The sequence below is a fragment of the Microbispora oryzae genome (genome assembly GCF_017896165.1).
Lineage (GTDB): Bacteria > Actinomycetota > Actinomycetes > Streptosporangiales > Streptosporangiaceae > Microbispora > Microbispora oryzae.
Window position 1 is genome coordinate 219,911 of record NZ_JAFCNB010000008.1, and the last position, 26,094, is coordinate 246,004.

Consider the following 26,094-nt stretch of genomic DNA (forward strand, 5'->3'; position numbering starts at 1 on the left):
CTTTTGTATAAATACATGCCGTTTAGTACTCATAAAACGCCAGTGATCATACCAGCGGCCCTGCGACGGGGACAACCACACCGGCGCCCTGCGCGAGGTGAACAGCCGCGAGCACGACGGCCCGAACGATGGCAATTGGGAGGTATAGGTCCTTGTCATGCCACATGGGCGGATTATCCACTACGCCCCATGAACGGTGCAGATAGTCATATCCGCGGGCCGCCGCCTCCCGCCCGGCGGGGTCCCACTTCGCATTCGTCATGAGCAGCACCTGCATGGCGTACGCGGTCTCCTCGGGCGTGCCGCCCCAGCGTCCCCAGGACCCGTCCTCCCGCTGCGAGTCGAGCACCCAGCGCGCGGCGCGGGCGACCGCCTCGGCCGATCCGTCGCCGCCGAACTCGTCGAGCGCCAGAGCACACCCCGCCGTCGCGTAGTAAGGCGAGGCGTGCCAGCGGTCCGACCAGCTCCCGTCCGGCTCCTGCCGGTCGAGCAGGAACCGGGTGGTCTTGGCCATCACCCTCTCGTACGACGCCCGCTCCGCGGGCCGGCAGATCGCGTACTGGCCGAAGGCGTCGAGGACGTGCGCGTTGACCGTGACCGAGGCGCCCTGCTCCCCCTGCCAGGTGCAGAAGTGGGTCTCCGTCTCGAACTCCAGGAGGCTGGCCGGGACCTGCGGCATGCCCAGCAGCGTCAGCGCGTGGAGCGCGACGGACGTCGTGTCCGCGTCGCAGGGCAGCCCAGGACCCGCCGGGGTGCCGGCCGGCCCGATCACGGCGCGCAGTTCGGCGACCAGCTCAGGCGGCACATCGACCGGCACACCCGCCCGCACCAGCCAGCTCAGCACCCAGCCCCGCTCGAAGACCGTGATGGGGAAGCCCACCGGCACCGGGCCGCCGTGCCGGACGACGACCGCCTCAAGGTGCCGCAGCACCGGATCGCCAGCGGCGCGTCCTGCGGGATCGCCCAGCCAGGCGGCCGAGGCGGCCGGCGAGGCGCCCACCGTGCCGATGGCGGTGGGAAGAACGGACGCCGCCCCGGCCGCGGCGTCGCCGGCGACCTCCAGCGCGTGCAGAAGCTTCTCCGGCACCTGCCGGCCTGAGCCGATCCGGTCGCGGACGATGTCGAGGAAGGTCGTGTCCATCCCGGCCGGCAGGCGCAGGCGCAGGCCGGGACAGCCCGCCTCGCCAAGGGCGTCGAGATGCCCGTTGATCCGGCCCACCATGTCGGGCACGGTGAGCTCGACGGCCGGCAGGTCGGGCAGGGACCGCGCGGTCAGCTCGGCCAGCCACCCGGACAGCAGCCGCAGCCCGCGTCCGGCCGCCTCCAGGAGCGTCGCGGACTCCTGCCGCGTTTCTGTGCCACGCCGCAGCTCCGCCAGGAGCGCCTCGGTCGCGCTCAGGGTCGGGACCAGCGCGTACGCCCCGGGTGCGCCCCAGCCGCCGTCGTCACGCTGGGCGGCGAGCAGGTAGGCCACCCGGTCCGCGTGCCGGGCCAGCCAGGGAGCGAGGGTCACGACCCGGCCGGTCTCGTAGACCGACGGTGTCACCTGCCCCCAGGGCCGGATCATCAGTTCGCGCACCAGCTCGTCCGAGGCGCCCGTCACGCCCGCCGGGCCGTCCCACGTCGCGGAATCCACACTCACTTCGCGCCCCAGTAGTCCGTGACCCCGTAGAAGCCGGTGTTGAAGCCGATCTGCCGTTCCAGATAGAGAGCCACGCGGGGGCTGCCCGCCGCGACGGTCTCCAGGAGGGGACCGCACTCGGCGGCGAGCCCGGCCATCCGGGCGGTCACCTCGTCGCGTCCCGCGCCCAGCGCCAGCGCGTTGACGTCGCCGGACTCCCGCTCGCGCCCGTGGGTCGCCAGGTCGTTGAGCAGGCGCAGGTAGCGCTGCACCACGCCGCTGACCTCGCGCAGCTCCTCCAGGTGCAGGCGGGTCCAGTCGTCGCCGGTCGCGATCCAGTGCGAGACGTTCACGAACGACGACCCGACGCTGTCGGCGTTGTCCAGATACTCCCCGAGCTCGATCCGGGCCTTCTCGCTCTTCCACCGCCACTCGGCGGCCATCGCCGACAGCACCCGCCCGACCTGGTCGGCCCAGATCGGGTGCGGCGCCGCCGACAGACTCCCGGTCAGCCCGTCCCTGATGTCCGCCAGCATCCCGGCGAGGGGAGAGCCGCCGCCGGGCGCCTCCCCGCGGGCCACCGCGAGACACTCCGCCACCAGGTCGTCGACCTCCGCCCGCGACTCGGCCACCACGTCGACCTGGTGGTCGAGGGCGCCGATCCACATCGACGCCCGGGTGACCGCGGTGAGCTCGTCCGGGGACGCCCAGGGCGACCCGAACGCGCTGACCATCGACAGCGCGGCGAAGAAGCCGGCGTCGAACTGCGCGGCGGAGAACAGGGCCGGGCGTCCGGCCGCGTACGCCCGCATCGCGCGCTGGAGCCGTACGGCGAGCGCGCAGGCCGCCCCCAGCTCGGCGCCGGGCATCGTCTCGTACCTATCGCTCATGTGTCCTCAACGTGACCGCAGGTTCAGCTCGATCTTCGGACTGGACGCCAGCGCCGCCGACGGCGTCGGGACATATGGACCGGTGCTCGCCACCCGCACGCGGTAGCGGGACAGGACGGCCGCGACGATCAACGGAGCCTGCACGTGGAACAGGTGGATCCCCAGGCACTGCCGCGGTCCCCCGCCGAACGGGATGTAGGACCAGCGGGACCGCCGCTCCTCGCGGCCGGGCGCGAACCGTTCGGGATCGAAGTCGAGAGGGCGATCCCAGAACTCGTCGAGCCGGTGCGTGACCATGGGGCTGACCAGCACCTGGGCCCCGGCGGGGATGCGGACGTCACCGAGCTGGTCGGGCTCAAGCGTCATCCGCGGCAGGAGCCAGCCGGACGGGTAGAGCCGCACGAGTTCCTGGAGGACCATCTTCGTGTAACGCAGCTCGGGCAGGCACGCGGGATCCACCGGCCCCGGCCCCACCACGTCGTCGATCTCCGCCTGCAGCCGGGCCGCCACCTCCGGGTGGTCCTCCAGCAGCGGCCACAGCCAGCTCAGCGCCGTACCCGTCGTCTCCGTCGCCGCCGCGTAGACGGCCACCAGGTCGTCGCGCATCTGCTGGTGACCCGCGGTCCCGCCCTCCGCGTGGGCCCTGGCCAGCGCCGAGAGGACGTCCTTGCCGTCGCCGGGCTCCAGCCTGGCCTGCCGGATCAGCGGGACCATGATGTCGTCGATCACCTTGGCCGACCGGTGGAAGGTCCGGTCCCCAGGCACCGGAACGGAGTTCGGCACGAACGGCATCAGCAGCCGGAGGGCGAACGACTTCGCCGCCAGGTGGTAGGCGGTGGTCAGCCGCCGGGCGTCCGAGTCGGGGATCTTGTCCCCGAACAGGACCCGCACGACCGCCCGGGTGACGATGTGGGTGAGCTCGGTCGGCGCGTCGAGGGCCTCCCCCGTCTTCGCGTGCATCTCCCAGTTCTCGACGCCCTCGGTGATCGTCTCGGCCATGCCGGCGCCGAGGGACGCGACGTATTTGGCCGTGAACAGCGGTTGCAGCACCGACCTGCTCGACTCCCAGGAGCCCTCGCTGAAGATGCTGTCGCCCATCAGGCGCTGCAGGGGCTTCCAGTAGGTGCCCTCACGGGCGTAGTTGCGCCAGTTGAGGCGCAGGACGCGCTGGACGTGGTCCGGATGGCTGACGAGATAGGGGCGGAAGGGCCCGAGATTGAGCCGGATCACCCGGCCGCGGTGCTCCCGGCCGAACTCCCACAACGCGTTGACCGGGTCTCGCAGGATACGGGGAAGGATGCGGCGGAGCGGAAGGCCGATCGCCTTTCCCGTGCCAGGACCGCCGGTTCCGGCAGACGTCACGCCTGTCTCCTCGTGCTGGTGTCGCTCGCGGTTCACGATGAGTGGCGGACAGTCAGCCGCAGCCCTCCCGGGCGATCGGTGACCGATTCGGCGTCCCGTCCGAGATCGGGCGTCTCCTGTGCATCACGGCCAAAGTGTCACATGATCCTTATCAAGTGATCAACAGTGCGGCTAAGTGACAGTTTTGTACTCACTAGGCCAGGTTGGCTGTGTTAGCGTTTTTGCCGGGATGCTACGCGGTTGACAACCGGGTCCAACCAGCAGAAAGGGCCGGATCGAAGCGATCCGGCCCTACTGAGACGGCTGTGTCAGGCGTGGCTGGTCACCATCAGCGCGAGGCCCACCAGGATGACGACGGGGATCAGCCACACCACGACCTCGCCGAGGAACTCCTTGTACATGGGCGGACCTCTCGGGACGTGCGGAAAACAGACCGCACGCAGCATATTCGCTCGCGCGACCTGGTGGAACCCGTGCCAGTATCAAACGGTGCGTTACATCATCATCGGGGCGGGAGCGATCGGCGGGACCATCGGCGGGCGCCTCTTCCAGAGCGGCCACGACGTTCTGCTCGTGGCGCGGGGCGCGCACCACGAGGCGCTCCGCGACCGGGGTCTGCGCCTGGTCGCCCCCGACGGCGAGGAGACCCTCCGGATCCCGGTGACCGACCGTCCCGTGCCGCTCGGCGACGGGGACGTGCTCGTCGTCGCCACGAAGACGCAGGACACGCGGGCCGCGCTCGACGGCTGGGACGACGTCCCGGTGGTCTGCGCGCAGAACGCCGTGGAGAACGAGCGCCTCGCACTGCGCCGTTTCTCCCAGGTGTACGGCATGTGCCTGTGGATGCCCGCCCTCCATCTCGAACCCGGGGTGGTGGCGTCGTACGGCACCCCGATGTCGGGCATGCTTCCCCTCGGGCGATATCCACAGGGTGTGGACGAGACGGCGGAGCGGATGGCCGGTGATCTTTCCAAGAGCCGGTTCGCCGCCTTCGCCGTGCCCGACGTCATGCGGTGGAAGTACGCCAAGCTGCTCGGCAACCTGGGCAACGCCGTCGAGGCGCTCTGCGGGCACGCCCCGGGCACAGGAGAGATCACCGAGCGCGCCCAGCGGGAGGCCCGGGCCGTGCTGGACGCCGCCGGCATCCCGTACGCCTCCGAGGAGGAGGAGCGGACCGCCCGGGGCGACCTGGTCGAGATCGCTCCCCTCGGCGGCGTCGAACGGCCGGGCGGATCGACCTGGCAGAGCCTCGCCAGGGGCAGCGGCTCGGTCGAGGTCGACTACCTCAACGGGGAGATCGTCCTGCTGGGCCGCCGGCACGGCGTGCCCACGCCGGTGAACCTCGTCCTGCAGCGGGAGGCCGACCGGTTCGCCCGGGAGAGAAGGGAGCCCGGCTCGCTGCCGATCGCGGACCTCGCCCGGCTCATCGGCTGACGGCGCTCCCGGGCTGACCTTCCCCGGCTGAACGGTACATCCGGCCGCGCAGGTCACCGCCCGTTCCGGCCGGGGAGGGCTGGGCGGCCCGCCGGGCGCGCTCCTACCATCGCGGCGAGCGGAGGCGGACAGAGCGGACGAGGCCGGACATGGCCGCCTGGCCGGACGAGGGAGGGCACGATGTCGAGGAAGAGCGCGCTCATGGCGGCGCTGGTCCTGCTGCTCGGGCTGCTGGTCGCCCGGCCCGCCCAGGCCGCCCCGGTGCGGATCATGCCGCTGGGCGACTCGATCACCGGATCTCCCGGCTGCTGGCGCGCCCTGCTCTGGAACAGACTGCAGAGCACCGGCTACACCAACGTCGACTTCGTCGGCACGCTGCCGCCCCAGGGGTGCGCCGTCGCGTACGACGGCGACAACGAGGGGCACGGCGGCTACCTCGCCACCAACGTCGCGGACCAGAACCTGCTCCCCGGATGGCTCGCCGCGACCCGCCCGGACATCGTCATGATGCACTTCGGCACCAACGACGTCTGGAACGGCAAGTCCCCCGCCACGATCACCGCGGCGTTCGGCAAGCTCGTGGACCAGATGCGGGCGAGCAACCCGAACATGAAGATCCTGGTCGCGAAGATCCTGCCGATGAACCCCGCCAACTGCGCCGACTGCGGTCAGCGGGTGGTGGCCCTGAACGACGCGATCCCCGGCTGGGCCGCCGCGAAGTCCACGGCGGCGTCGCCGATCACGGTGGTCGACCAGTGGACGGGTTTCAGCACCTCCGCCGACACCTACGACGGGGTGCACCCGAACGCGAGCGGCGACCAGAAGATGTCCGACCGGTGGTATCCGGCGCTGGCGGCGCTGCTGTCCGGCGGCACCCCCAGCCCCTCGCCGAGTCCTTCCCCGAGTCCGTCCACGAGCCCGAGCCGGACGCCGAGCCCCTCGCCCAGCTCGAGCCCTTCGCCGTCGTCCTCGCCGTCGTCCTCGCCGTCTTCCGGCCCGGCCGGCTGCTCGGCGACGTACACGGTCACCAACCAGTGGGGCGGGGGTTTCCAGGCGGACGTCACCGTGCGGAACACCGGGAGCGCCCGGATCGACGGGTGGACGGTCACCTGGACCTTCGCCGACGGACAGCGGGTCACCCAGACCTGGAACGGCACGCTGACCCAGACGGGCGAGAGCGTGACCGTGCGGAACGCCGGCTACAACGGCTCCCTCACCCCCGGCGCCACCACGTCGTTCGGCTTCCTCGGCTCCTGGAACGGCACGAACACCGCGCCGTCCGCCCGCTGCGCCGTCTCCTGAGCCGTCTCCTGAGCCGTCTCCTGAGCCGTCTGCTGAGCCGTCTCGCTGACGCGTGAGCGGACCTGGCGGCCCCACGTTTCCGCTTCCCGCCTGGGGGCAGCGCGTGATCGGCTAAGGTGCTGAGCGCGATCCGGGAGGAGTACGGCATGAGCGAATATGCGGTGACTTTTAATCTCATCGACGCCGACAAGGACGGGCGGATCTCCGCGGAGGAGCTGGTCCGCCTGATGGAGGTGCTCGGCGAGACGATCAGCGTCGACGGGGCGCAGGGCGCCATCGCGAAGGTCGACGGCGACGGCGACGGCCTGATCGACATCGACGAGTTCGGCGTCTGGCTGAGCAGGCGCTGAAAGCGGACGACGAGCTCTGGGGCGCGGTGCCTGCGGGCGTCGCGGCGCTGCTGCGCCCCCAGGTCGACGGCGTCGCCGACCTGCTGATCGACGAAATCCAGCGGCGGGTGCCCGAATACTCGCGCCCCGCCGACGAGACGTACCTCAAGGTCCTGCGCCTCGCGGTCAACGAGGCGCTGCGGGGCTTCCTCGACCGCATCGAGAGCCCCCGCGCGCCCTGGGACCTCGAGGTGTTCCGCACCATCGGACGTGGCGAGGCCGCGGAGGGCCGTGACCTGGAGTCGTTCCAGGCCGCGATGCGCCTGGGCGCCCGGGTGGCCTGGCGGCAGGTCGCCGAGCAGTCGGACGAGCTGGGACTCGACCCCAGGACGCTGTACGACCTGGGCGAGGCCATCTTCGTCTACCTCGACCAGCTCGCCGACGCGGCGGCCGAGGGATTCGCGGAGGCCAGGGCCCACGCGGCCGGCGAGCGGGAGCGGCGCCGGCGGCGGCTGCTCGACCTGCTGCTCAGCCGGCCCCCCGCCTCCGCCGACGCCATCGCCGACATGGCGAGGGCGGCCGGGTGGCCGCTGCCGAGGACCGTGGCCGGCGTCGCCGTCGAGGAGCACCGGGAGCGTGCGGAGGGGCCCCCGGCGTCGCTCCTGCCCCCGGACGTCCTGCCGGGCCTCGACAGGACCGCCCCCTGCCTCGTCCTGCCCGACCCCGGGGGACCGGGACGGATCCAGGCGCTGGAGCGCGCCCTGGGCGGGCGGCGCGCCGCGGTCGGGCCCGCGGTCGCCCCCGCGGACGCCGCGATCTCGCTGGGATGGGCCCGAGAGGCGCTCGACCTGGGCAGACGGGGCGTCCTGCCATGGGACGGCCTGCTGCGCTGCGCCGATCACATGGCGATGTTGGTCGTCTTCAAGGACGAGGGGCTGGTGGCGGCCCTCGCGGAGACGCGGCTGGCGCCCCTGGCCCATCTCCGGCCCGTCCAGCAGGACCGGCTCGCCGAGACCCTGCTGGCCTGGCTCCGGCACGGCCGGGGCGTCGCGGAGGTCGCCGCCGCGCTCCACGTGCACCCGCAGACCGTGCGTTATCGCCTGCGCCAGCTGGAGGAGCTCTACGGCGACCAGCTCGCCGACCCCGACGTCCGCTTCGAGCTGGAAATCGTGCTGCGGGCCCGGCAGGCTCTCGACGCAGCCCCGCGCTAGACGCGGCCCCGCGATAATCGAATCATGATGGCGGCCGAGTCAGCGCAGACTCTGGAGCGGGGTTTACGGCTGTTGCGCGTGCTGGCGCAGGACAACCGGGGCCGCACCCCGACCGAGCTGGCCCAGGAGCTCGGCCTGAGCCGCCCCGCCGTCTACCGGCTGGTCACCACTCTCATGGCGGAGGGGTTCGCCCGCAGGGACGCGAGCGGGCGGGTTCATCTGGGCTTCGGGGTTCTCGGGCTGGCCCGGTCGGTGCAGCCCCTGCTCCGCCTGGCCGCGCTGCCGTCGCTGCGCGCCCTGGCCGAGCGGGCCGGGGCGACCGCGCACCTGACGGTGGCGGAGGGCGACGAGGGCCTGGCCGTCGCGGTGGCCGAGCCGTCGTGGACCGACTTCCACGTCGCCTACCGGGAGGGGTCGCGCCATCCCCTGACCCGGGGCGCGGCCGGGCTCGCGCTCCTCGCGCTGCGGGCCGGCGCCGGCGAGCCCGCCCTGCACACCAGCAGCGGCCAGCTCCAGGAGGGCGCGAAGGGCATCGCCGCCCCGGTGCGCGGCCTCCCGTGGCTTGAGGCGTCCGTCGGCGTCGTCAGCTTCACCGATCTCGATCCCGACGAGGTGGGCCCGCTCGTCCTCGCGGCGGCGCGGGAGCTCACCGCGGCGCTCTCCCAGCCCGCCCCCGGTTGACAGCGGCACCGGCGGTGACGGAAGGTCGTACGTATAGAGGACAAAGACGTCCGCTATAAGGACACTTCCGGAGGATGGCCATGCCGCACTACCGCGTCGTCGGCGAGGTGCCGCGCAAGCGTCACATCCAGTTCCGCGGGCCGGACGGCGGCCTGTACAAGGAGGAGCTGATGGGCGAGGAGGGCTTCTCCTCCGACTCCTCGCTCCTCTACCACCGCCACGCGCCCACCGCGATCGTCAAGGCCGAGGCGGTGGACGCCGGCCCGGCCGCCCTGGTCCCGAACCTCCCGCTGTCGCCGCGCCACTTCCGCACCCGCGAGCTGTCGCCGGACGGCGACCTCGTCTCCGGCCGCCTGCTGCTGGCCGGCAACGCCGACGTCCGGATCTCGTACGCCGAGAGCGCCGCGCCGAGCGAGCTCTACCGCGACTCGAAGGGCGACGAGTGCGTCTACATCGCGAGCGGACGGGCGCGGTTCGAGTCCGCGTACGGCGCGCTGGACGTCGGCGAGGGCGACTACGTCGTGATCCCGACCGGCACGATCCACCGATGGGTGCCGGAGGGCCGGGTGACCGCGCTCGTCGTCGAGGCGGCCGGGCACATCCGGCCGCCGCGGCGGTACCTCTCGCAGTTCGGCCAGTTCCTCGAGCACGCGCCGTACAGCGAGCGCGACCTGCGGGCCCCGGCCGAGCCGCTGCTGGCCGACGGAGCGGAGGTGCCGGTCCTCGTCCGGACGAGGGGCGGGCTGACCCGGCTCACCTACGCCCGTCACCCGTTCGACGTGGTCGGCTGGGACGGCTGTCTCTATCCCTACGCCTTCAACATCCAGGACTTCGAGCCGATCGTGAAGCGCACCCACGCCCCGCCGCCGGTCCATCAGACGTTCGAGGGACCTGGCTTCGTCATCTGCTCGTTCTGCCCGCGGCCGCTCGACTTCGACCCGGAGGCCGTGCCGATCCCCTACAACCACCACAACGTCGACTCCGACGAGTTCATGTTCTACGCGGGCGGCGACTACACGGCCCGGCGGGGCTCCGGCATCGACGTCGGCTCGATCTCCCTGCATCCGGCGGGGTTCACCCACGGCCCGCAGCCGGGCGCGGTCGAGGCCGCCGTCGAGGCCGTACGGCAGGGCGCGACGCGCACGAGCGAGCTGGCGGTCATGCTCGACACCTTCCGCCCGCTCGACCTCGGCCCGGCCGCCCTCGCGTGCGAGGACCCGGCGTACGCCTGGACCTGGGCGGGCCGGGAGTGAGCTTCGGCCTGCCGTACGGGGTGTTCTCCCGCCCGGGCGAGCCTCGCCGGGTGGGTGTCCGGGTGGACGACCGGGTGCTCGACCTCGCGGCGGCCCTGGGCGACGAGGTCTTCGCCGCGCCCTCGCTCAACCCGTTCATGGCCCTCGGCCGTACGGCGTGGCGGGCGGCGCGGCGGCGCGTCGAGGCGGCCGTGAGAGAGAGCACGGCAGGCGATCTGATTCCGCTCGGCGAGGTGACCCCGCACCTGCCCGTCGACGTGGCCGACTACGTCGACTTCTACGCGTCGCTCGACCACGCGTCGGCGCTGGGCCGCATCCTGCGGCCGGGCGAGGAGCCGCTGAAGCCCAACTGGCGGCACCTGCCGGTCGGCTACCACGGCCGGGCGGGCACGGTCGTGGTCTCGGGCACGCCGATCAGGCGGCCGTGCGGGCAGCGGCCGCCGTCCGCGCCCGGCGGCCGCCCGTCCTTCGGGCCGTCCCTGCGCCTCGACATCGAGGCCGAGCTGGGCTTCGTCGTCGGGACGCCGACAGGGCCGGGCGAGCGTCCCGGGGCGTTCGAGGACCACGTCTTCGGCGTCGCCCTCGTGAACGACTGGAGCGCCAGGGACATCCAGGCCTGGGAGTACGTGCCCCTCGGGCCTTTCCTGGGCAAGTCGTTCGCCACCTCGATCTCGCCGTGGATCACCCCGCTCGACGCGCTGGAGGGCGCGCGGGTCGACGGCCCGGCGCAGGACCCGGAGCCGCTCCCCTACCTGCGCAGGAGCGCGCCCTGGGGCCTCGATCTCACGCTCACGGTCGAGCTCAACGGCGAGCCGGTCTCGGCCCCGCCCTACCGGGGCATGTACTGGACGCCCGACCAGATGCTCGCCCACATGACGGTGAACGGCGCCCGGCTGCGGACCGGCGACCTGTTCGCCAGCGGCACGGTCTCCGGCCCGGACGACCCCGGCTCGCTGATCGAGCTGACGCGCAACGGCGCCGAGCCGCTGACACTGGCGAACGGCGAGACCAGGACCTTCCTCGATGACGGCGACACGGTCACCGTCCACGCCGTCACCCGGGACGGGATCCGCCTGGCGGGGGTCTCCGGGACCATAGTTCCCGCGACTTAACGTGTCCGCGTCGTCACGTCTCGCTACTCTGGTGGCCCCGAGTAGCGAAGGCAGGCACACGCATGCGCTGGATCGCCTGGACCGCGGCCGTCCTCCTCTTCGTCGGGGGCTGCGCCGTCCACGTCCCGCCGGCCCCCCGGATCACCATGTCGCCGGCTTCGGGCACGGCCGGGGTGCGCCCCGACGCCCCGGTGGTCGTAAAAGCCGAGGGCGGCCGGCTGACCAGCGTGGTCGCGTTCGCCGGGCGGGAGCTCCTCGACGGCGACCTGGACGCCTCCCACACCGTGTGGCGGTCCCGCTGGACGCTCCGCCCCGGCACCGAGTTCACCGTGAACGCCGTCGCCACCGGAGCGCAGGGCGTCACGTCGCGCCTCGCCGGGAGGTTCCGCACCCTGCGGCCGAAGCGGGAGATCTCGGTCGCCTCGGTCACGCCCGACGACCGGGAGACCGTCGGCGTCGGCATGCCGATCATCGTGACGTTCACCGGCCCGGTGGAGGACCGGGCGGCCGTGGAGAAGGCGCTGGAGGTCCGGGGGCCGGGCGAGGGGGCCTGGCGCTGGGCCGGGCCGACGCAGGCGATCTACCGGCCGAGGAACATGTGGCCGTCCGGGAGCAGGGTCGCGTTCACCGCCCATCTCGCCGGGCTGCGCACCGGCCCCGGCACGTACGGCGCGGCCGACAGGTCACTCTCCTTCGGCGTGGGCCGGGCGACGATCAGCACGATCGACGCCCGCACCCATCAGATGGTGGTCCGGACGGACGGCCAGGTGGCCCAGCGCATGGCGATCAGCGCCGGCATGGGCACCACCAGGGAATACACCACGACCAGCGGCGTCCACCTGACCATGGACAAGGGAAACCCGGTGCGCATGGTCTCGCCCGGCCGCCGCGAGGGCGAGCCCGGTTACTACGACATGCTCATCGGCTACGCCGTGCGGATCTCCAACAGCGGCGAGTACGTCCACGCGATGGACAACGTGTGGGCCCAGGGCCGGGTCAACGTGAGCCACGGATGCGTGAACGCCCGGCCCAACCAGGCCCGGTGGTTCTACGACCACTCCCTGCGCGGCGACCCCGTCATCGTCACCGGCACCGCCCGCGAGCTGGAGTGGAACAACGGCTGGGGCTACTGGCAGCTCTCCTGGGCCGACTGGCTGGCGGGCAGCGCCCTCCACGCGCCCGTGCGGGAGGACCTGGCCGCCCGCGGCGGTCCCGTCCGCCGCTGAACCGCCGCGCCCGCGAATGACGCGGAGGCGACGACTACGGAGTTACCGTAAAGGGGAGGAACCTCCTGTGTTCCGGATCCGTTCATTGCTATGGAGGCGGCAATGGACTCGTGGATCGTCTGGCTGATCCTCGCGGCGGCCCTCGGCGTCGCGGAAATCTTCACGCTCACGGCCGCCCTGGGAATTCTGTCCGTCGCGGCCCTGCTGACCGCCGGGGTCGCGCTCGTCGGGCTCCCGCCGGGTCTCCAGCTCGCCCTCTTCGTCGTGGCGGCCGTCGCCGGGCTCGCCGGTGTCCGGCCGATCGCGTTGCGGCACATCAGGCAGCCGCCCCCGCGCCGGTTCGGCGTGGCCGCTCTGGTGGGCCGGCCGGCGTACGTGACCGAGGAGGTCACCGCCCGGGACGGGCGGGTCCGGATCGGGGGCGAGGAGTGGTCGGCGCGCGCCTACGACGACAGCCTGGTCATCCCCGCCGGCGCGACGGTCGACGTCATCGAGATCGAGGGCGCGACCGCCCTCGTCTACCCTCGGGAGTAGAGCATGGACGCAGCAGTGATCGCCGGCGTCGTCGTCGCCCTTGTCGTCGTCTTCACGGTGCTGCGCGCGGTACGCATCGTGCCGCAGGCGAGGGCGGGCAACGTCGAACGCCTGGGCCGCTACTACCGGACGCTCGCGCCCGGCCTCAACTTCGTGATCCCGTTCGTCGACCGGGTCCGCCCGCTGCTCGACCTGCGCGAGCAGGTCGTGTCGTTCAAGCCGCAGCCGGTCATTACCGAGGACAACCTGGTCGTCGACATCGACACCGTGCTGTACTTCCAGGTCACCGACCCGAGGGCGGCCGAGTACGAGATCGCCAACTTCATCCAGGGCGTCGAGCAGCTCACCGTGACCACCCTGCGCAACGTGGTGGGCGGCATGGACCTGGAGAAGACACTCACCTCCCGCGACACCATCAACAGCCAGCTCCGGGGGGTGCTCGACGACGCCACCGGAAAGTGGGGCATCCGGGTCAACCGGGTGGAGATCAAGGCCATCGACCCGCCGAAGACCATCAAGGAGGCGATGGAGAAGCAGATGCGCGCCGAGCGCGACAAGCGCGCGGCGATCCTCACCGCCGAGGGTCAGCGGCAGTCGCAGATTCTCACGGCGGAGGGCGAGAAGCAGAGCGCGATCCTGCGCGCCGAGGGCGAGCGGACCGCGCAGATCCTCAAGGCCGAGGGCCAGTCGCAGGCGATCGACGAGGTGTTCCAGGCGGTCCACCGCAACGACCCCGACCCCAAGCTGCTCGCCTATCAATACCTGCAGGTGCTGCCGCAGCTCGCGCAGGGAGAGGGCAACACGTTCTGGGTGATCCCGAGCGAGGTCACCTCGGCCCTGCAGGGGGTGTCGAAGGCGTTCACCGAGGCGCTGCCGATGTCGCCCGCCACCAGGGAACGCGACGGCCGGCGGACCGAGAGCGCGGCCGTCGCCGAGGCGGAGCGGGCCGCGGCGGAGGCCAGGGCGGCCGCCGAGGACAGCGAGCGCGGCCCCCGTCAGCTCTCCCCCGGCGCCGGTGACCAGGGCGGGCCGGGCGTCACCGCACTGGACGCGCTGACGGGCCGGCGTGACCCGGCCGCCGTCACCCGCCCCGAGGAGGAGCGGCCCGGCCGGACGCCGCCACAGTGAGGCACCGGGCGAACTGGGCGTACCGCGACAGCTCGTCGTTCACCGGAGCGATCACGAGGTCCCGGGCGACCCTCTCGACGCCGGCGCGGAGCCGCCTGGCGGCCCGGCGGGCCCGGCGGCGCCCGCCGATCCAGGCCGCCACCCGGCAGAGCAGGGCGACCACGACGCCCGCGAGCGCGCCCCCGGCCAGCAGGACGGTAGGCCACGGCACCCGGCCCACCGTCGGCGTCGGCGGCCTGGTCAGCAGCAGATAGTCGGTCGCGAAGAGCAGGAGCAGCCACAGCGCCCCGATCGCCATCGCCCCGACCGTGAGCCACTGGAGCGTGCCCGCCGCCCGCCACCAGCGCGGCGGCCGCGCCATCCCGGCCGACGTGGTGGCGACCGTCCGGTCCAGGGCGTCGGCCAGTTCGCCGGCCCGGGAGCGGGCCGCGTGCCGGACGGCGGTCGCCCAGGGCTCGGGCACCTCGCGCGCGGCCGCGTCGCCGACGTCCCGCAGGGCCGTGTCGACCGCGGAGACCTGTACGGCGGTCGCGGCCGGCAGGGAGGTGCGGGCGTCGCGCCGGCCGAGGTGGAGGCGGCGCAGCGGATCCGGGCGGAGCCGGCGCAGCCACCGCGTCACCGGCCATCCGGTGGCGGCCACCGCCCGGTGCCGGTGGGCCTTCGCCACGGCCTCCACCACCAGCGGAACCGCCGCCGCCTGCTCAAGCGCCCGAACCAGCGGCCGGTCCGGCGGCCGGTTCAGCCGCTCCGGGGACACGGCCGCGGCCCGCTCCCCGGACCGCGGAGCGTCGGCCACCGGCGCGTCGGGTCGCAGCGCGTCGGCGGCCGTGGCGACGTCCGCAGCGAGCCGGACCGCCCAGGCCCGCCGCTGGGACACCCGCCGTTCGAGGATGAGCCCGAGCTCCGCCACGCCCCGGCCGGTGCGGGCCGAGACCCCGACGACCGGCACGCCCGCCAGGCCGTCGGCAGCCAGCAGGCCGCGCAGGTCGTCCAGGCAGCGCGCCACCGATCCCGCGGGCAGCCGGTCGACCTGGTTGAGCACGACGACCATGACGTCCCGGTGACGGGCGAGCGGACGCAGGTAGCGTTCGTGCACGGCCGCGTCGGCGTACTTCTGCGGGTCGAGCACCCACACCAGCAGGTCGACCACGCCCACCAGCCGGTCGACCTCCAGCCGGTGCGACAGCTCGATCGAGTCGTGATCGGGCAGGTCGAGCAGGATCAGGCCGGTGGCCTCCAGCTGCTTCACGCCGCGGGGCGTTTCGCCCCCGACGACGTGCCGCACGGGCACGTCGAGCCAGTCCAGCAGCGGCCCGGCGCCGTCGGGTCCCCAGATCGCCGCCTGCGCCTTGGCGGTGGTGGGCCGGGTCACCCCGACGACGGCCAGATCGGCCCCCGCGAGGGCGTTGAACAGCGACGACTTCCCGCTGCCCGTCGCGCCGGCGAGGGCCGCGGCGGTGTGGTCCACCGACAGTCCGCACCGCGCGCCGGCCCGTTCGACGACGGCTCTGGCGTGCTCGACGTCCGCGCGGCCGGCCCGTCCCTCCGCCAGCTCGGCCGCCTCCGCGAGCGCGGTCAGCCGGTCGTCGAGCGGCGCCTCCGCCCGCCCGCCGAGGAGCTTCACAGCTCGCCCCTTTCCCGTACGGCCTTCGCCGCCTCCCTGAGCCGGGCCGCGGTCTCACCGCCGGGACCGAGCCCGTCGAGCAGCGAGGTGAAGCGCGACCGCTCCTCGCCCAGCAGGTCGCCGACCCGGCGGCGCAGGTCGTCGCGGGCGCTCTGGGTCAGCGTCCGCACGGCCTGGTCGCCGAATACGGCCTCAAGCAGCTTCTGGCTGAGCACGCCGGTGCCTCCGGCGATGCCGATCTCGATGCCGGTGATCCCTCCGGTCGAGGAGAACACGGCGAGCATGAGCAGGACGCCCAGGCTGTTGACGCCGAACGACGCCGCCCGGGCCAGCGACCGCCGGTCGGCGCCCTCCGACCGCACCAGGTCGAGGACGTGGCCCTGCCAGGCGCGCACCGCCGTGCCGGCCCGCCCGGGCAGCTCGGCGGACGCCCGGCCGAGCCGTCCCGTGACCACGACCCCGGCGCGTTCCAGCAGGTCGCGCCCGGCCGGGGTGGCGAGCCACGACTCGACGGCCCGCTCGGCGGAGGCGTCGGCGGCCGAGCGGATCAGCGACTCGACGCCGCTCTCCAGCGCCGTCCGCAGCTCGCGCCCCGGGGCGGGCCGCCCGCGGACCAGTGAGGCGAGACGGTCGCGGAGCCATCCCACGCGGGATTCCAGCGCCCGCATCAGGTCGCCGGTGCCGACGAAGTCCTGCCAGCGGGCGAGCACCTCGCCGCGCAGCAGCAGGCCGTCCCGCATGCCGTCGTCGAAGGCGGCCATCCCCGTGTCGTACGCCTTGTCCGCCATGGCACGCAGCTCCTCGATCCCGGCCCGCTGCCGGTCGACGGCGTCGGCCAGCCGGGGCACGCGGGTGGTGAGGCTGCCGAGCGCGCCGGTGAGGGTCCGCCTGACCACCGCCGCCCGGGACCGCGCGTCGACGGTCAGCTCCGCGAGCCAGGTGGCGATCGGCTGCACGGTCTCGGCGGGCAGCCGGGCCCGTTCCGACGGGAGCGCCAGCTCGGGGACCGTGAACAGCGGCGTCCCGGCCAGGCCGTTCTCGCCGAGCAACCGGACCAGGTCGGCCGTGACGGGGTCGTGGGCCTCCGCCGGGACGCGCTGCAGGATGACCGCGAGCGCGGTGCTGCGCTCGCGGGCCTGGCGGAGGAAGCCCCACGGGACCTCGTCGGCGTACCGGGCCGCCGTGGTGACGAACAGCCAGAGGTCGGCCGCGGCCAGGAGCTGCGCCGCGAGCTCGCGGTTGGCGGCGACGACCGAGTCGATGTCCGGGGCGTCGAGCAGGGCGAGCCCGGCGGGCAGGCTCTCGACGGTCGCGATCCGGAGCGTGCCCGGCTCGCCCCGGCCGTCTCCGGTCACCCTCGGCAGCGCGGGCAGCACCGTGGGCGAGGCGAACCACGGGGTGTCTGCGGGACCGGCGACCAGGGTGGGGGCGAGCGTGGTCGGGCGGAGCACACCCGGCTCGGTGACGGTCTCCCCGACCAGGGAGTTGACCAGCGTCGACTTGCCCGCCCCGGTCGAACCGCCGACGACGGCCAGCAATGGCGCGTCGATGGCGGCCAGCCGGGGCAGCAGGTAGTCGTCGAGCTGGCCGCTCAGCTCCCGCAGGGCACGCCGGTCGGCCGCGACGTCACCGACGGCCAGGGGGAACAGCTCCTGGTCGAGGTGGCGCCGCAGGTCCCGGAGGATGCCCAGGAGGCCCTCGTGCCCCGCCATACTCCGGCACTTTCCCGGAGGGACGCCGTCGAATCCGTCACGAGGCGTCGGCGGGCCGGCACGAGTCGGCGGGCCGGCACGAGCCGCCTCAGGCGCCCGGCGTGGGGCGCGCCGTGGGGAGCAGCACCTGGCACTTCTTCAGCGCCGCCGCCACCTTCGGGTCGTTCCGGTTCATCTGCCGGTAGCCACCCGACTCGGGCACCTCCGCCCCGTTGTCCTTCATGCAGTTGCGGAACGCCTGCATGGCGGCGGGGTCGCCGCCGAACCCGCGCCGGTTGCCCCCGCCGCCGAAACCGCCCTGCGGCATGAGCGAGCGGCACGCCTGAAACGCCTTCTGCATCTCGGGCGACATCGACGGGAACCCGCCGCCGAAACCGCCCGGGCCGCCACCCGGGCCTCGTCCCGTCCCGCCGCTGGGGCGCGCGGTGGGGCGGCCACTGGGACGACCACTGGGGCGTCCGCTCGGCAGCGTGACGCCGTTCTGCCGCAGACAGGCCGTGAACGCCTCGCGGGAACCGGCCCCCGGCGAGGCGGCGGGCGCGGCGGCGGACGAGCCGCCCGACCCGGTGCCCGATCCGCTCGCCGCGTCGTCGCCCCCGCAGCCGGTGGCCGACAGGGCCACGGCGGCCAGGACGCCGGCGGTCAGATAACGCGAAGGGATGAACCTAGTCATTGGTCTCATGGCCTTTCATCACGGGGCCTTTCACGGAAGTGCTTTTCACGACGCGGCCTGCTGGCTCTGGACGGACTCGGCGCGGATCTGCACCCGGAACACGGCGCCGTGGCCCGGCTCGTCGCGTGCGGTGATCGTGCCGCCGTGGGCCTGCACGAGGGCGGCGGCGATGGACAGCCCGAGGCCGGTGCCGCCGGAGTCCCGGCTGCGGGCGGGATCGGACCGGTAGAACCGTTCGAAGACCCGCTCGGTCTCCCCCGGTCCCAGCCCTGGGCCGTCGTCCGCGACCTCGATCACCGCGAGAGGTCCCGGGACGACTCCCACGCCCACCCGGAACGCCGTACCTGGAGGGGTGTGCCGCAGGGCGTTGCTCACCAGGGCGCCGATGACCTGGCGCAGCCGCGCCTCGTCGCCGAGCACCCGCACCGGGCCGTCGGAGGCGTCGATGCGGCGCAGCTCGATCTCCCGGTCCGGCGCGAGGATCTGCGCGTCGAGCACCGCGCCGGCCGCCAGGCTCAGCAGGTCGACCGGCCGGCTCTCCACGGGGCGGTGCTGGTCGAGCCGCGCGAGCAGCAGCAGGTCGTCGACGAGCAGGCCCATCCGCACCGCCTCGTCCTCGATCCTGCGCAGCAGCCGGGCCGGGTCCTGCGAACGTTGCTGCCGGGACAGCTCGGCGAACCCGCGGATGGAGGTCAGCGGGGTGCGCAGCTCGTGTGAGGCGTCGGCCATGAACCGGCGCATCCGCTCCTGCGACGCCTCCCGGTCGAGGAAGGCCGCCTCGATCTGGGCGAGCATGCCGTTGATGGCCCGGCCCAGTCTGCCCATCTCGGTCCGCGGGTGCCGGAGCGGGACCCGGCGCGACAGGTCGCCGGCGGCGATGGCCTCTGCGGTCCGCTCGATCTCCCCCAGCGGCCGCAGACTGCGCCGGACGAGCCAGTGGCAGGCGAGCCCGAGGGCCGCGAGCACGGCCACCCCCACGCAGGACACGATGACCGCCAGCCGTGACACGGTGCCGTCGATCTCGGTGAGGCTCATCGCGGCCACCCGGAAGCCGCCCTGGCCGTCGGCCGAGACTATGCCCCGCCAGAGCGCGCCCTTCGGCGACTCGGCGGTGAACAGCCGCGAACCGTGCCGGAGCACGGGCCGGGGCAGCGCGGGGAGCTCGCCGTTCGGCGGCTCCTGAAGAGTGCGGACGACCGCGCCGTCCGCGCTCAGCAGCACGACGTAGAACGAGCCGAACTCACGCTGCGGCCGGGCGGCGCCGGCCTGCGACGGCGCCGGCATGGACGGCAGCTCGTGCGCCCGGTGGTCCATGGCCAGGAGCTGGCCGTCGACCCGGTCGATCAGGTAGCCGCGCAGGAGCTGGACGGCGAAGCCGCCGGTGAGCGCGATGGCCAGCGCCACCAGCAGCAGCGTCCCGCCCACGAGCCTCAGCCACAGCGGCGTCCTGGCCGCGCGCCGTCTCAGCTCACGGGCGCGGAGCACGCAGGACATAACCCACACCGCGTAGCGTGTGGATGAGCTTCGACTCGCTCGAGTCGACCTTGCGCCTGAGATAGGAGACGTACGACTCGACCACGTTGCGGTCGCCGCCGAAGTCGTAGTTCCACACGTGGTCGAGGATCTGCGCCTTCGACAGCACCCGGCCCTGATTGATCATGAAGTAGTGCAGCAGCTTGAACTCCGTGGGCGACAGCCGCACCGCCTTGCCGCCGCGCCAGACCTCCCGGGATTCCTCGTCCATCTCCAGATCGGCCACCCGCAGGCGGGTGGGGGCCGGGTTCCCGCCGCGTGTACGGCGGAGCACGGCCCGGATCCGGGCGAGGACCTCCTCCAGGCTGAAGGGCTTGGTCACGTAGTCGTCGCCCCGGCGCAACCCGCTGATCTTGTCGTCGGCGGCGTCCCTGGCGGTCAGGAAGAGCACCGGGGTGCGGCGCCCGGCGGCGCGGAGCCGGTCGGTGACGGCGAAGCCGTCCATGTCGGGCAGCATCACGTCGAGCACGATGAGGTCCGGCCGCGTCCGTTCGGCGAGCGACACGGCCTCCCTGCCGTCGGCGGCCGTCACCACCTCGAACCCGGCGTATCGGAGGCTGACGGAGAGCAGCTCCCTGATGTTGGGCTCGTCGTCGACGACCAGGAGACGCGCCTCGGGGCTCATGACCCGGCCCCCCGGCCGCCCGCCCCCCGGCCGCCGGCCCCGCCCTGCGTGACCGACGTCGCCGCGACCGTCCCCTGGGCGTCCGCGGCGCCGTTCACCACGACGGTCGAGCCCGGCTTCAGGTCGCCGAGTTTGCCCGCCTTCGTCACGCTGACCTTGGTGTCGCGGCTGGTCTTCACGGTGACGAGGCCGCCGGTCGCCGTCTGCACGTAGAGCGTGCCGCCGTCGACGAGCTTGACCGTGCCGAAGGTCACGTTCCCGCCGCCCGCACCGCCGCCACCCGCTCCGCCGAAACCGCCGGCGCCCCCGGCACGGCCGCCGAAACCGCCTCCCGCGCCGCCGGCGCCGCCCGCCCGGGCGCCGAAGCCCCCGGCGCCGGCGGCAATCCCGGCGACGCCCCCGAAACGGCCCGGCGGCGAGCCGCCGAGCACCTTCTGCGCCTGCACGCCGACGAACATCCCGGCGACGAGCAGGACCGCCCCGGCGAGGCCGAGCGTGAGCTTCGACGCCTTCGCCCGGGCCGGGCCGGCCGCCAGCGCCTCATCGAGGTCGTCGTCGAACGGCGAGGACTCCAGCACGTCCTCTGGGGTGCCGTGCCTGCTCACATCCGTCTCCCTTGGGCTGTATCGGTGATCGTCATTGGTGGCCGTCACTCGAACCGGAGGGCTTCGATCGGCCGCAGCTTGGCGGCGCGGTTGGCGGGATAGCTGCCGAAGAAGAGCCCGATGGCGACGGAGACGCCGAGCGCCAGCACGATCGACATCGGCACGATCACCGGTTCGATTCCGGCGATCGTGAACTGCGCGCCCACGACCGCGATCAGAGTCCCGGCCAGGCCGCCGACGAGGCTGAGCATGGTGGCCTCGGCGAGGAACTGGCCGAGGATGGCCCCCCGCGGCGCGCCGATGGCCTTGCGGATGCCGATCTCGCGGGTCCGCTCGGTGACCGTGACGAGCATGATGTTGGTGATGCCGATGCCGCCCACGAGCAGGCTGATCGCGGCGACCGCGGCCAGCAGCACGGTGAACGTGCCGGTCGCGGCGCTGACGGTCTCCTGCAGCGTGGCCGGATTGAGGATGCGGTAGTCGGCGGAGGCCGTGCCGGTGATGCCGTGCCGCTGGTTCAGCACCTGCGTCGCCTCGGCCTGCGCGGCGTCGACGGCGTCGGCGGTCTTGGCCTCGACCAGGATCTGCCCGAGCGGCCCGAAGCCGGTGAGGCTCTGCTGCACGGCGGGCAGCGGCGCGATGGCGACGTCGTCGGCGTCCTGGAAGCCCGAGGACCCCGCCTCCTTGAGCACGCCCACCACCGTGAACGGCACACCGGCCACGTTGATCTGCTTGCCCAGCGGGCTGGCGGTGCCGAAGAGGTCCTGGGCGACCGTGTGCCCGATGACCACGACCTTCCGGGCGGACAGGACGTCGTCGTTGTAGAAGTACGTGCCCGAGACGACCGGCTTGTTGGACGCCTCGAAATAGCTGGGATAGGTGCCGACGAGCTGCGCGATCGAGTGGCTCGCGCCCTCGTACGTCGCCGCCTGGTTCTGGGCGGTCACCACCGGGGAGACGCTCTTCACCGACGGCGCGTTGGCCGGGTCGGCCAGCGCCCTTGCGTCGTCCACGGTCAGGTCCTTGGCCTGGGTGCGGGGACCGCTGTTCTGCTGGTCTCCCCGTCCACCGCCCTGGGCGATCCGGACGAAGCCGCCCCCGCCGCCCCCGCCGCCGAAGCCGCCCCCGGACGTGGACGGCGTGATCGTCAGCGAGTTGGCGCCGAGCCGCTGGATGTTGTCCTGGATCGACCGCGACGCGCCCTGCCCCACGGCGACCAACAGGATCACCGCGGCGACCCCGATGAGGATGCCGAGCATCGTGAGCGCGCTGCGCACCTTGTTGGCGGTCAGCCCGCGCAGGGCGAACCGCAGGACCTCGGCCGCGTTCACGACGCCACCTCGGCGAGCCGCGGCGGGAGGCCGCCGACCGGAGAGGTCCGTACGTCCTCGACGACGTGGCCGTCCATCAGCCGGATCACCCGTTTCGCGTGCGAGGCGACCTCCTCCTCGTGCGTGATGACGACGATGGTCCGGCCGCTCGCGCCGAGGCGGTCGAAGATGCCCATCACGTCCTGGCTGGACTTGCTGTCGAGCGCGCCGGTCGGCTCGTCCGCCAGCAGCAGGGTCGGGGCCGTCACGAGCGCCCGCGCCACCGCCACCCGCTGCTGCTGGCCGCCGGACAGCTCGTTCGGCTGGTGGCCCACCCTGGCGGCCAGCCCCACCTGGTCGAGCGCGGCCAGCGCCCGTCTGCGCCGCTCCCCCGCCTTCACCCCGCCGTACGCCAGGGGGAGCTCCACGTTGGACAGCGCGCTCATCCGGGGGATCAGGTTGAACGATTGGAAGACGAAGCCGAGTTTGCGGTTGCGGACGATCGCCTGCTGGTATTCGTCGAGCGCCCCCACATCGGTGCCGTCGAGCAGGTAGCGCCCCCCGGACGGGATGTCGAGGCAGCCCACGATGTTCATGAGCGTCGACTTGCCGGAGCCCGAGGCCCCCATGATGGCCACGTAGTCGCCGCGGTCCACCGTCAGCGAGACGCCGCGCAGCGCGTGTACGGCCGTCTCGCCCGAGCCGTACACCTTGGTGATGTCCCGCAGGTCGAGAACCGGCGGTTTCCCGTCCGTCATCGGCCCCTCCCTCCGCCACCGCCGCCGCCGCCGAACCCGCCGCCGAGGCCGCGGCCCAGACCGCCGCCGCCGATCGGGAAGCCTCCGCCCGTGCCGGCCGTGGTCGGAAGCGGCCGGACCACCTCGTCGCCCTCCTTCAGACCCGACTTGATCTCGGTGGTGAGGTCTCCCTTGAGGCCGACCTCCACCGGGCGCACGACCTGTTTGCCGTTCTCCAGCACGGTCACCACGCTCCGGCCGCCCACGGTCGTGACCGCCGCCGACGAGACGGTCAGCGCGTCGTCGGCCCGGCCCACCTCCACCTGGACGCTCGCCGTCTGGCCGAGCCGCACGGTGCGGGGCACGTCGGTGAGGGAGATCGTCGCCGCGTACTGGACGACGTTGTTGCTCGTCTGCGCCTGCGGATCGATCACGGCGACCTTGCCGGACGCGGTCACCCCGGTCAGCGCGTCGAACGTGATCGTGGCGGTCTGCCCCACCTTGAGCCGGGTGACGTCCGCCTCGGTGAAATCGCCGACGATCTGGAGGCGCGCCGGGTCGGCGATGTCGATGAAGCCGCCGGACGTGCCGCCCGACGAGCCCTGGGACCCCTGCGAACCGAGGGAACCGCCGCCCTGCCCCTGGGACGACCCGCCCGAACCGCTCGACGAGCCGGAGCTCCCCGAGCCGTTCGACGAGCCGCCCTCCGATCCGTTCACGGCGGTCACGATCGCGGCGTACGGCGCTTTGATCACCGTGCCGTCCAGGGCGCGCTGTGCCGCGCGGTAGGTGTTCCGCGCGCTGATGTACTGGGAGTATCCGGAGGCCGTCGAGGTGTCGCCGTCGCTGGCGGCGTCCAGGGCGGCCTTGGCGGCGTCGAGGCTCTCCCTGGCGGCCGTGTCGTCCAGCCGGGCCAGCACCTGCCCCTTCTTCACCTTGTCACCGGCCTGCACCTCGATCGACTCGACGGTGCCGCTCGTCCCGAAGTCGAGCGCCCTGGTGCGGGCGCTCTCGACCGAGCCGGACGCGGACACGGTGGCGATGACGCTCCCGCGCGTCACGCGGGTCGTCAGCGGCGACGTCTCAGCGGAGGAGTCTCCTTGCAGGGCCGCCCAGGTGGCGGCGATCCCGCCGAGCAGCAGCACCAGCAGCACGCCGTTGATGATCAGCGCTCTGCGCTTCGTCGACAGCTTCACGACGATGAACCCTGGCAAATCCCGCTTCGGGCAACCTCGGCCGATGCTGAGGGTTTCCTGACAGTCGCCACGGTGGTCCCCGCATCCACAGTGAACTCTCAGGTACGGCCAAGCCGGCGGTGACGTGGCATCAGCAGGATGTCCGCCATGAGACCGAGCACTCCTGTCCGCGTGGGGGGACTGGCCCTCGCCGGGATCGTCGTGGCGAGCGTCGCCGTGATCAGCGCCGCGGGCGGTTCGTCCGCCCCGCAACCGATCTCGCTCGCGTCCGCCAAGCGGGGGACCGTGTCGTCCTACGTCTCGGCGGCCGGGAGCACGGTGAACAACGGCGTCAACGACCTCGTGTTCGGCGCGGAGGGCACGGTCCAGAAGATCTACGTCAAGCTCGGCGACAAGGTGAAGCGGGGAGCGCTCCTCGCCCGCATCGACGACACGATCGCCAGGGAAGACTACGAGGCCGCCAAGGCCGCCCTCGCCGCCGCTCAGGAGACCCTCGACAACGTGCGGAACGGCGTGTCCGTCACGGCAGGGGCGTCTGGGGCCTCCGGAGCTTCTGGGGCTTCTGGGGGTTCTGGGGGCGGCGCCGGTTCGGGCGCGTCGGCCGGCGGCGCCACACGAGGCGGCGCCGGTTCCTCGGCTGGAGGCACGGGCGCGTCACGAGGCGGCACGGGTTCCTCGGCCGGGGGCACGGGCGCGTCACGAGGCGGCACGGGTTCCTCGGCCGGGGGCACGGGGGCTCCGGCCGGTGGGGCAGGAGGTTCCGCCGGCACCGGGGGCTCCGGAGCCGGGAGCTCCAGCGCAGGAGGCTCCGGCGGCGCTTCGGCTCCCTGCCCGCCAGGGTCGTCGCCGTCGCCCAGCCCGTCCGGGCAGGCCCAGCGCGGCGGGGGCGCCGTCACGGCGACAGGCATATCCCTTGCGGCCTATTCGACGACGGCCTACTCGACGGGTGCCGGCGGGCATCCGGCATCGCCGTCACCCGATCCCCGGCCGACCGCGGACCCACGGCCGACAGCCACCCCGGGGCCGACCGGCACGCCGAACCCGAAGCCCACCTGGTCGCACCGGCCGCATCATCACCCCACAGGGCATCCGGAGCCGACTCTCAGCATCTCGATCCCCCCGGCGGCCCCGACCCCGCAGCCGTCCCCGACCGGCGCCTCCCCGCAGGGATGCGGCCAGGGCGCCGGAAACCAGGGCGCAGGGGGCCAGGGCGCAGGCGGCCAGGGCGCAGGCGGGAGTGGCTCCGGCGGCGGAGCCGGGCAGGGGTTCTCCGGACGAGGCGGCCAGGGCGGCGGTGGCCAGGGTCAGAGCGGCGGCGGTCAGGGCGGCGGGCGGCAGCTCACGGAGGCGGAGGCCGAGGCCCAGGTCACCCAGGCGAGCGGCAAGCTGTCCGACGCCGCGAAGGCCCTCGCCGGAGTCAAGATAACCGCGCCCGCGAACGGCACCGTCCTGTCCATCGACGGCACCGTCGGCACCCACTACACGTCCGGGACCTTCATCACACTGGGCGATCTGAGCGATCTCCAGGTGGAGGCGATGGTCACCGAGTCGGACGTGGGCTCGCTCAAGGTCGGCCAGAAGGCGTCGGTCAGCCTCGCGACCCGGCCGGGCGAGCAGTACTCCGGCACCGTGGTCCACATCGACCCGACGGCGACCACGACCAACCGGCTCGTCCAGTACGGCGTCACGATCGGCCTCGACAACCGCCCGGCCCGGCTTCTTCTGGGCCAGAGCGCCAGCGTGCGGGTGACGACGGGTGAGGCCGCCGACGCCCTGTATGTGCCGTCCCAGGCCGTACGGACCCTCCCTGACGGCACCGCGACGGTCACGGTGGTCAACGGCGGGACGCAGATGCGGCGCACCGTGAAGCAGGGCGTCCGCGGCGACCAGTACGTCCAGATCCTCAGCGGGCTCTCGGACGGCGACCAGGTCGTGCTCCCCACGAGCACGGCGGGCGGCGGTTTCCCCGACGAGGGCTTCCCCGGAGCCGAGTAGG

Annotated in this window: 23 protein-coding genes; 11 read left to right on the top strand and 12 right to left on the bottom strand. The window is 73.2% G+C overall.

The annotated features are described in order from the left end of the window. Positions 1 to 46: 46 nt before the first annotated feature. Genes JOL79_RS17195 through JOL79_RS17205 form a run of 3 tightly spaced genes read right to left on the bottom strand, consistent with a single transcriptional unit; the run spans position 47 to position 3,873 of the window. Positions 47 to 1,636 carry a prenyltransferase/squalene oxidase repeat-containing protein gene (locus JOL79_RS17195; RefSeq protein ID WP_307848574.1) on the bottom strand — a complete coding sequence of 530 codons (1,590 nt, stop codon included), beginning with the start codon at positions 1,634 to 1,636 and terminating at the stop codon, positions 47 to 49. Between the two features lie 2 nt (positions 1,637 to 1,638). Then, on the bottom strand, positions 1,639 to 2,511 hold the full coding sequence (locus JOL79_RS17200) for a terpene synthase family protein (protein ID WP_210156830.1): 873 nt from the start codon (positions 2,509 to 2,511) through the stop codon (positions 1,639 to 1,641). Between the two features lie 6 nt (positions 2,512 to 2,517). Further along, a complete protein-coding gene (locus JOL79_RS17205; RefSeq protein ID WP_210156831.1) occupies positions 2,518 to 3,873 on the bottom strand; it encodes a cytochrome P450 in 1,356 nt (451 codons plus the stop codon). 489 nt (positions 3,874 to 4,362) lie between these two features. On the opposite strand from JOL79_RS17205, the gene JOL79_RS17210 reads away from it, so the two are divergent. From JOL79_RS17210 to JOL79_RS17250, 10 genes are all read left to right on the top strand, one after another. Then, positions 4,363 to 5,307 (top strand): ketopantoate reductase family protein, encoded by a 945-nt coding sequence (locus tag JOL79_RS17210; protein WP_210156832.1) that lies wholly within the window; start codon positions 4,363 to 4,365, stop codon positions 5,305 to 5,307. 180 nt (positions 5,308 to 5,487) lie between these two features. Then, complete coding sequence (locus tag JOL79_RS17215) at positions 5,488 to 6,609, top strand: cellulose binding domain-containing protein (RefSeq protein ID WP_210156833.1); 1,122 nt, start codon at positions 5,488 to 5,490, stop codon at positions 6,607 to 6,609. A gap of 146 nt (positions 6,610 to 6,755) precedes the next feature. Then, positions 6,756 to 6,959, top strand: a complete 204-nt coding sequence (locus JOL79_RS17220) for an EF-hand domain-containing protein (protein ID WP_210156834.1) — start codon at positions 6,756 to 6,758, stop codon at positions 6,957 to 6,959. Between the two features lie 26 nt (positions 6,960 to 6,985). After that, a complete protein-coding gene (locus JOL79_RS17225; RefSeq protein ID WP_307848575.1) occupies positions 6,986 to 8,149 on the top strand; it encodes a PucR family transcriptional regulator in 1,164 nt (387 codons plus the stop codon). 24 nt (positions 8,150 to 8,173) lie between these two features. Then, complete coding sequence (locus JOL79_RS17230) at positions 8,174 to 8,830, top strand: IclR family transcriptional regulator (RefSeq protein WP_230984916.1); 657 nt, start codon at positions 8,174 to 8,176, stop codon at positions 8,828 to 8,830. An 80-nt stretch (positions 8,831 to 8,910) separates the two neighbouring features. Beyond that, the gene (locus tag JOL79_RS34090; RefSeq protein WP_230984917.1) at positions 8,911 to 10,083 is read left to right on the top strand and encodes a homogentisate 1,2-dioxygenase; all 1,173 of its coding nucleotides are present in this window, start codon (positions 8,911 to 8,913) and stop codon (positions 10,081 to 10,083) included. After that, a complete protein-coding gene (fahA, locus tag JOL79_RS34095; protein ID WP_307848576.1) occupies positions 10,080 to 11,195 on the top strand; it encodes a fumarylacetoacetase in 1,116 nt (371 codons plus the stop codon). Before JOL79_RS34090 ends, fahA begins: the two co-directional genes overlap by 4 nt. Positions 11,196 to 11,257: 62 nt before the next feature. Beyond that, on the top strand, positions 11,258 to 12,421 hold the full coding sequence (locus tag JOL79_RS17240; protein ID WP_210156835.1) for a L,D-transpeptidase: 1,164 nt from the start codon (positions 11,258 to 11,260) through the stop codon (positions 12,419 to 12,421). 102 nt (positions 12,422 to 12,523) lie between these two features. Beyond that, positions 12,524 to 12,955, top strand: a complete 432-nt coding sequence (locus JOL79_RS17245) for an NfeD family protein (protein WP_210156836.1) — start codon at positions 12,524 to 12,526, stop codon at positions 12,953 to 12,955. 3 nt (positions 12,956 to 12,958) lie between these two features. Continuing rightward, on the top strand, positions 12,959 to 14,083 hold the full coding sequence (locus tag JOL79_RS17250; protein ID WP_210156837.1) for an SPFH domain-containing protein: 1,125 nt from the start codon (positions 12,959 to 12,961) through the stop codon (positions 14,081 to 14,083). On the opposite strand, the gene JOL79_RS17255 is transcribed toward JOL79_RS17250, so the two are convergent. From JOL79_RS17255 to JOL79_RS17295, 9 genes are all read right to left on the bottom strand, one after another. Next, positions 14,037 to 15,707 (bottom strand): GTPase, encoded by a 1,671-nt coding sequence (locus JOL79_RS17255; protein WP_210156838.1) that lies wholly within the window; start codon positions 15,705 to 15,707, stop codon positions 14,037 to 14,039. The two genes, JOL79_RS17250 and JOL79_RS17255, sit on opposite strands and share 47 nt — an antisense overlap. Then, positions 15,704 to 17,419, bottom strand: a complete 1,716-nt coding sequence (locus JOL79_RS17260) for a GTPase family protein (RefSeq protein WP_210156839.1) — start codon at positions 17,417 to 17,419, stop codon at positions 15,704 to 15,706. The genes JOL79_RS17255 and JOL79_RS17260 overlap by 4 nt, the downstream gene beginning before the upstream one ends. Before the next feature lie 88 nt (positions 17,420 to 17,507). Further along, a complete protein-coding gene (locus JOL79_RS17265) occupies positions 17,508 to 18,092 on the bottom strand; it encodes a hypothetical protein (RefSeq protein ID WP_210156840.1) in 585 nt (194 codons plus the stop codon). A gap of 45 nt (positions 18,093 to 18,137) precedes the next feature. Beyond that, complete coding sequence (locus tag JOL79_RS17270; RefSeq protein ID WP_210156841.1) at positions 18,138 to 19,586, bottom strand: sensor histidine kinase; 1,449 nt, start codon at positions 19,584 to 19,586, stop codon at positions 18,138 to 18,140. After that, positions 19,561 to 20,250, bottom strand: a complete 690-nt coding sequence (locus JOL79_RS17275; protein WP_210156842.1) for a response regulator transcription factor — start codon at positions 20,248 to 20,250, stop codon at positions 19,561 to 19,563. The genes JOL79_RS17270 and JOL79_RS17275 overlap by 26 nt, the downstream gene beginning before the upstream one ends. Next, on the bottom strand, positions 20,247 to 20,855 hold the full coding sequence (locus JOL79_RS17280; protein ID WP_210156843.1) for a hypothetical protein: 609 nt from the start codon (positions 20,853 to 20,855) through the stop codon (positions 20,247 to 20,249). The genes JOL79_RS17275 and JOL79_RS17280 overlap by 4 nt, the downstream gene beginning before the upstream one ends. Before the next feature lie 44 nt (positions 20,856 to 20,899). Further along, positions 20,900 to 22,186, bottom strand: coding sequence for an ABC transporter permease (locus tag JOL79_RS17285; RefSeq protein ID WP_210156844.1), 1,287 nt, complete (start codon positions 22,184 to 22,186; stop codon positions 20,900 to 20,902). Beyond that, entirely contained in the window at positions 22,183 to 22,923 is a 741-nt protein-coding gene (locus tag JOL79_RS17290) for an ABC transporter ATP-binding protein (protein WP_210156845.1), read from the bottom strand. The genes JOL79_RS17285 and JOL79_RS17290 overlap by 4 nt, the downstream gene beginning before the upstream one ends. Further along, positions 22,920 to 24,098, bottom strand: a complete 1,179-nt coding sequence (locus JOL79_RS17295; protein ID WP_210156846.1) for an efflux RND transporter periplasmic adaptor subunit — start codon at positions 24,096 to 24,098, stop codon at positions 22,920 to 22,922. Before JOL79_RS17295 ends, JOL79_RS17290 begins: the two co-directional genes overlap by 4 nt. A gap of 147 nt (positions 24,099 to 24,245) precedes the next feature. On the opposite strand from JOL79_RS17295, the gene JOL79_RS17300 reads away from it, so the two are divergent. Beyond that, positions 24,246 to 26,093, top strand: a complete 1,848-nt coding sequence (locus JOL79_RS17300; protein ID WP_210156847.1) for an efflux RND transporter periplasmic adaptor subunit — start codon at positions 24,246 to 24,248, stop codon at positions 26,091 to 26,093. Position 26,094: the final 1 nt, after the last annotated feature.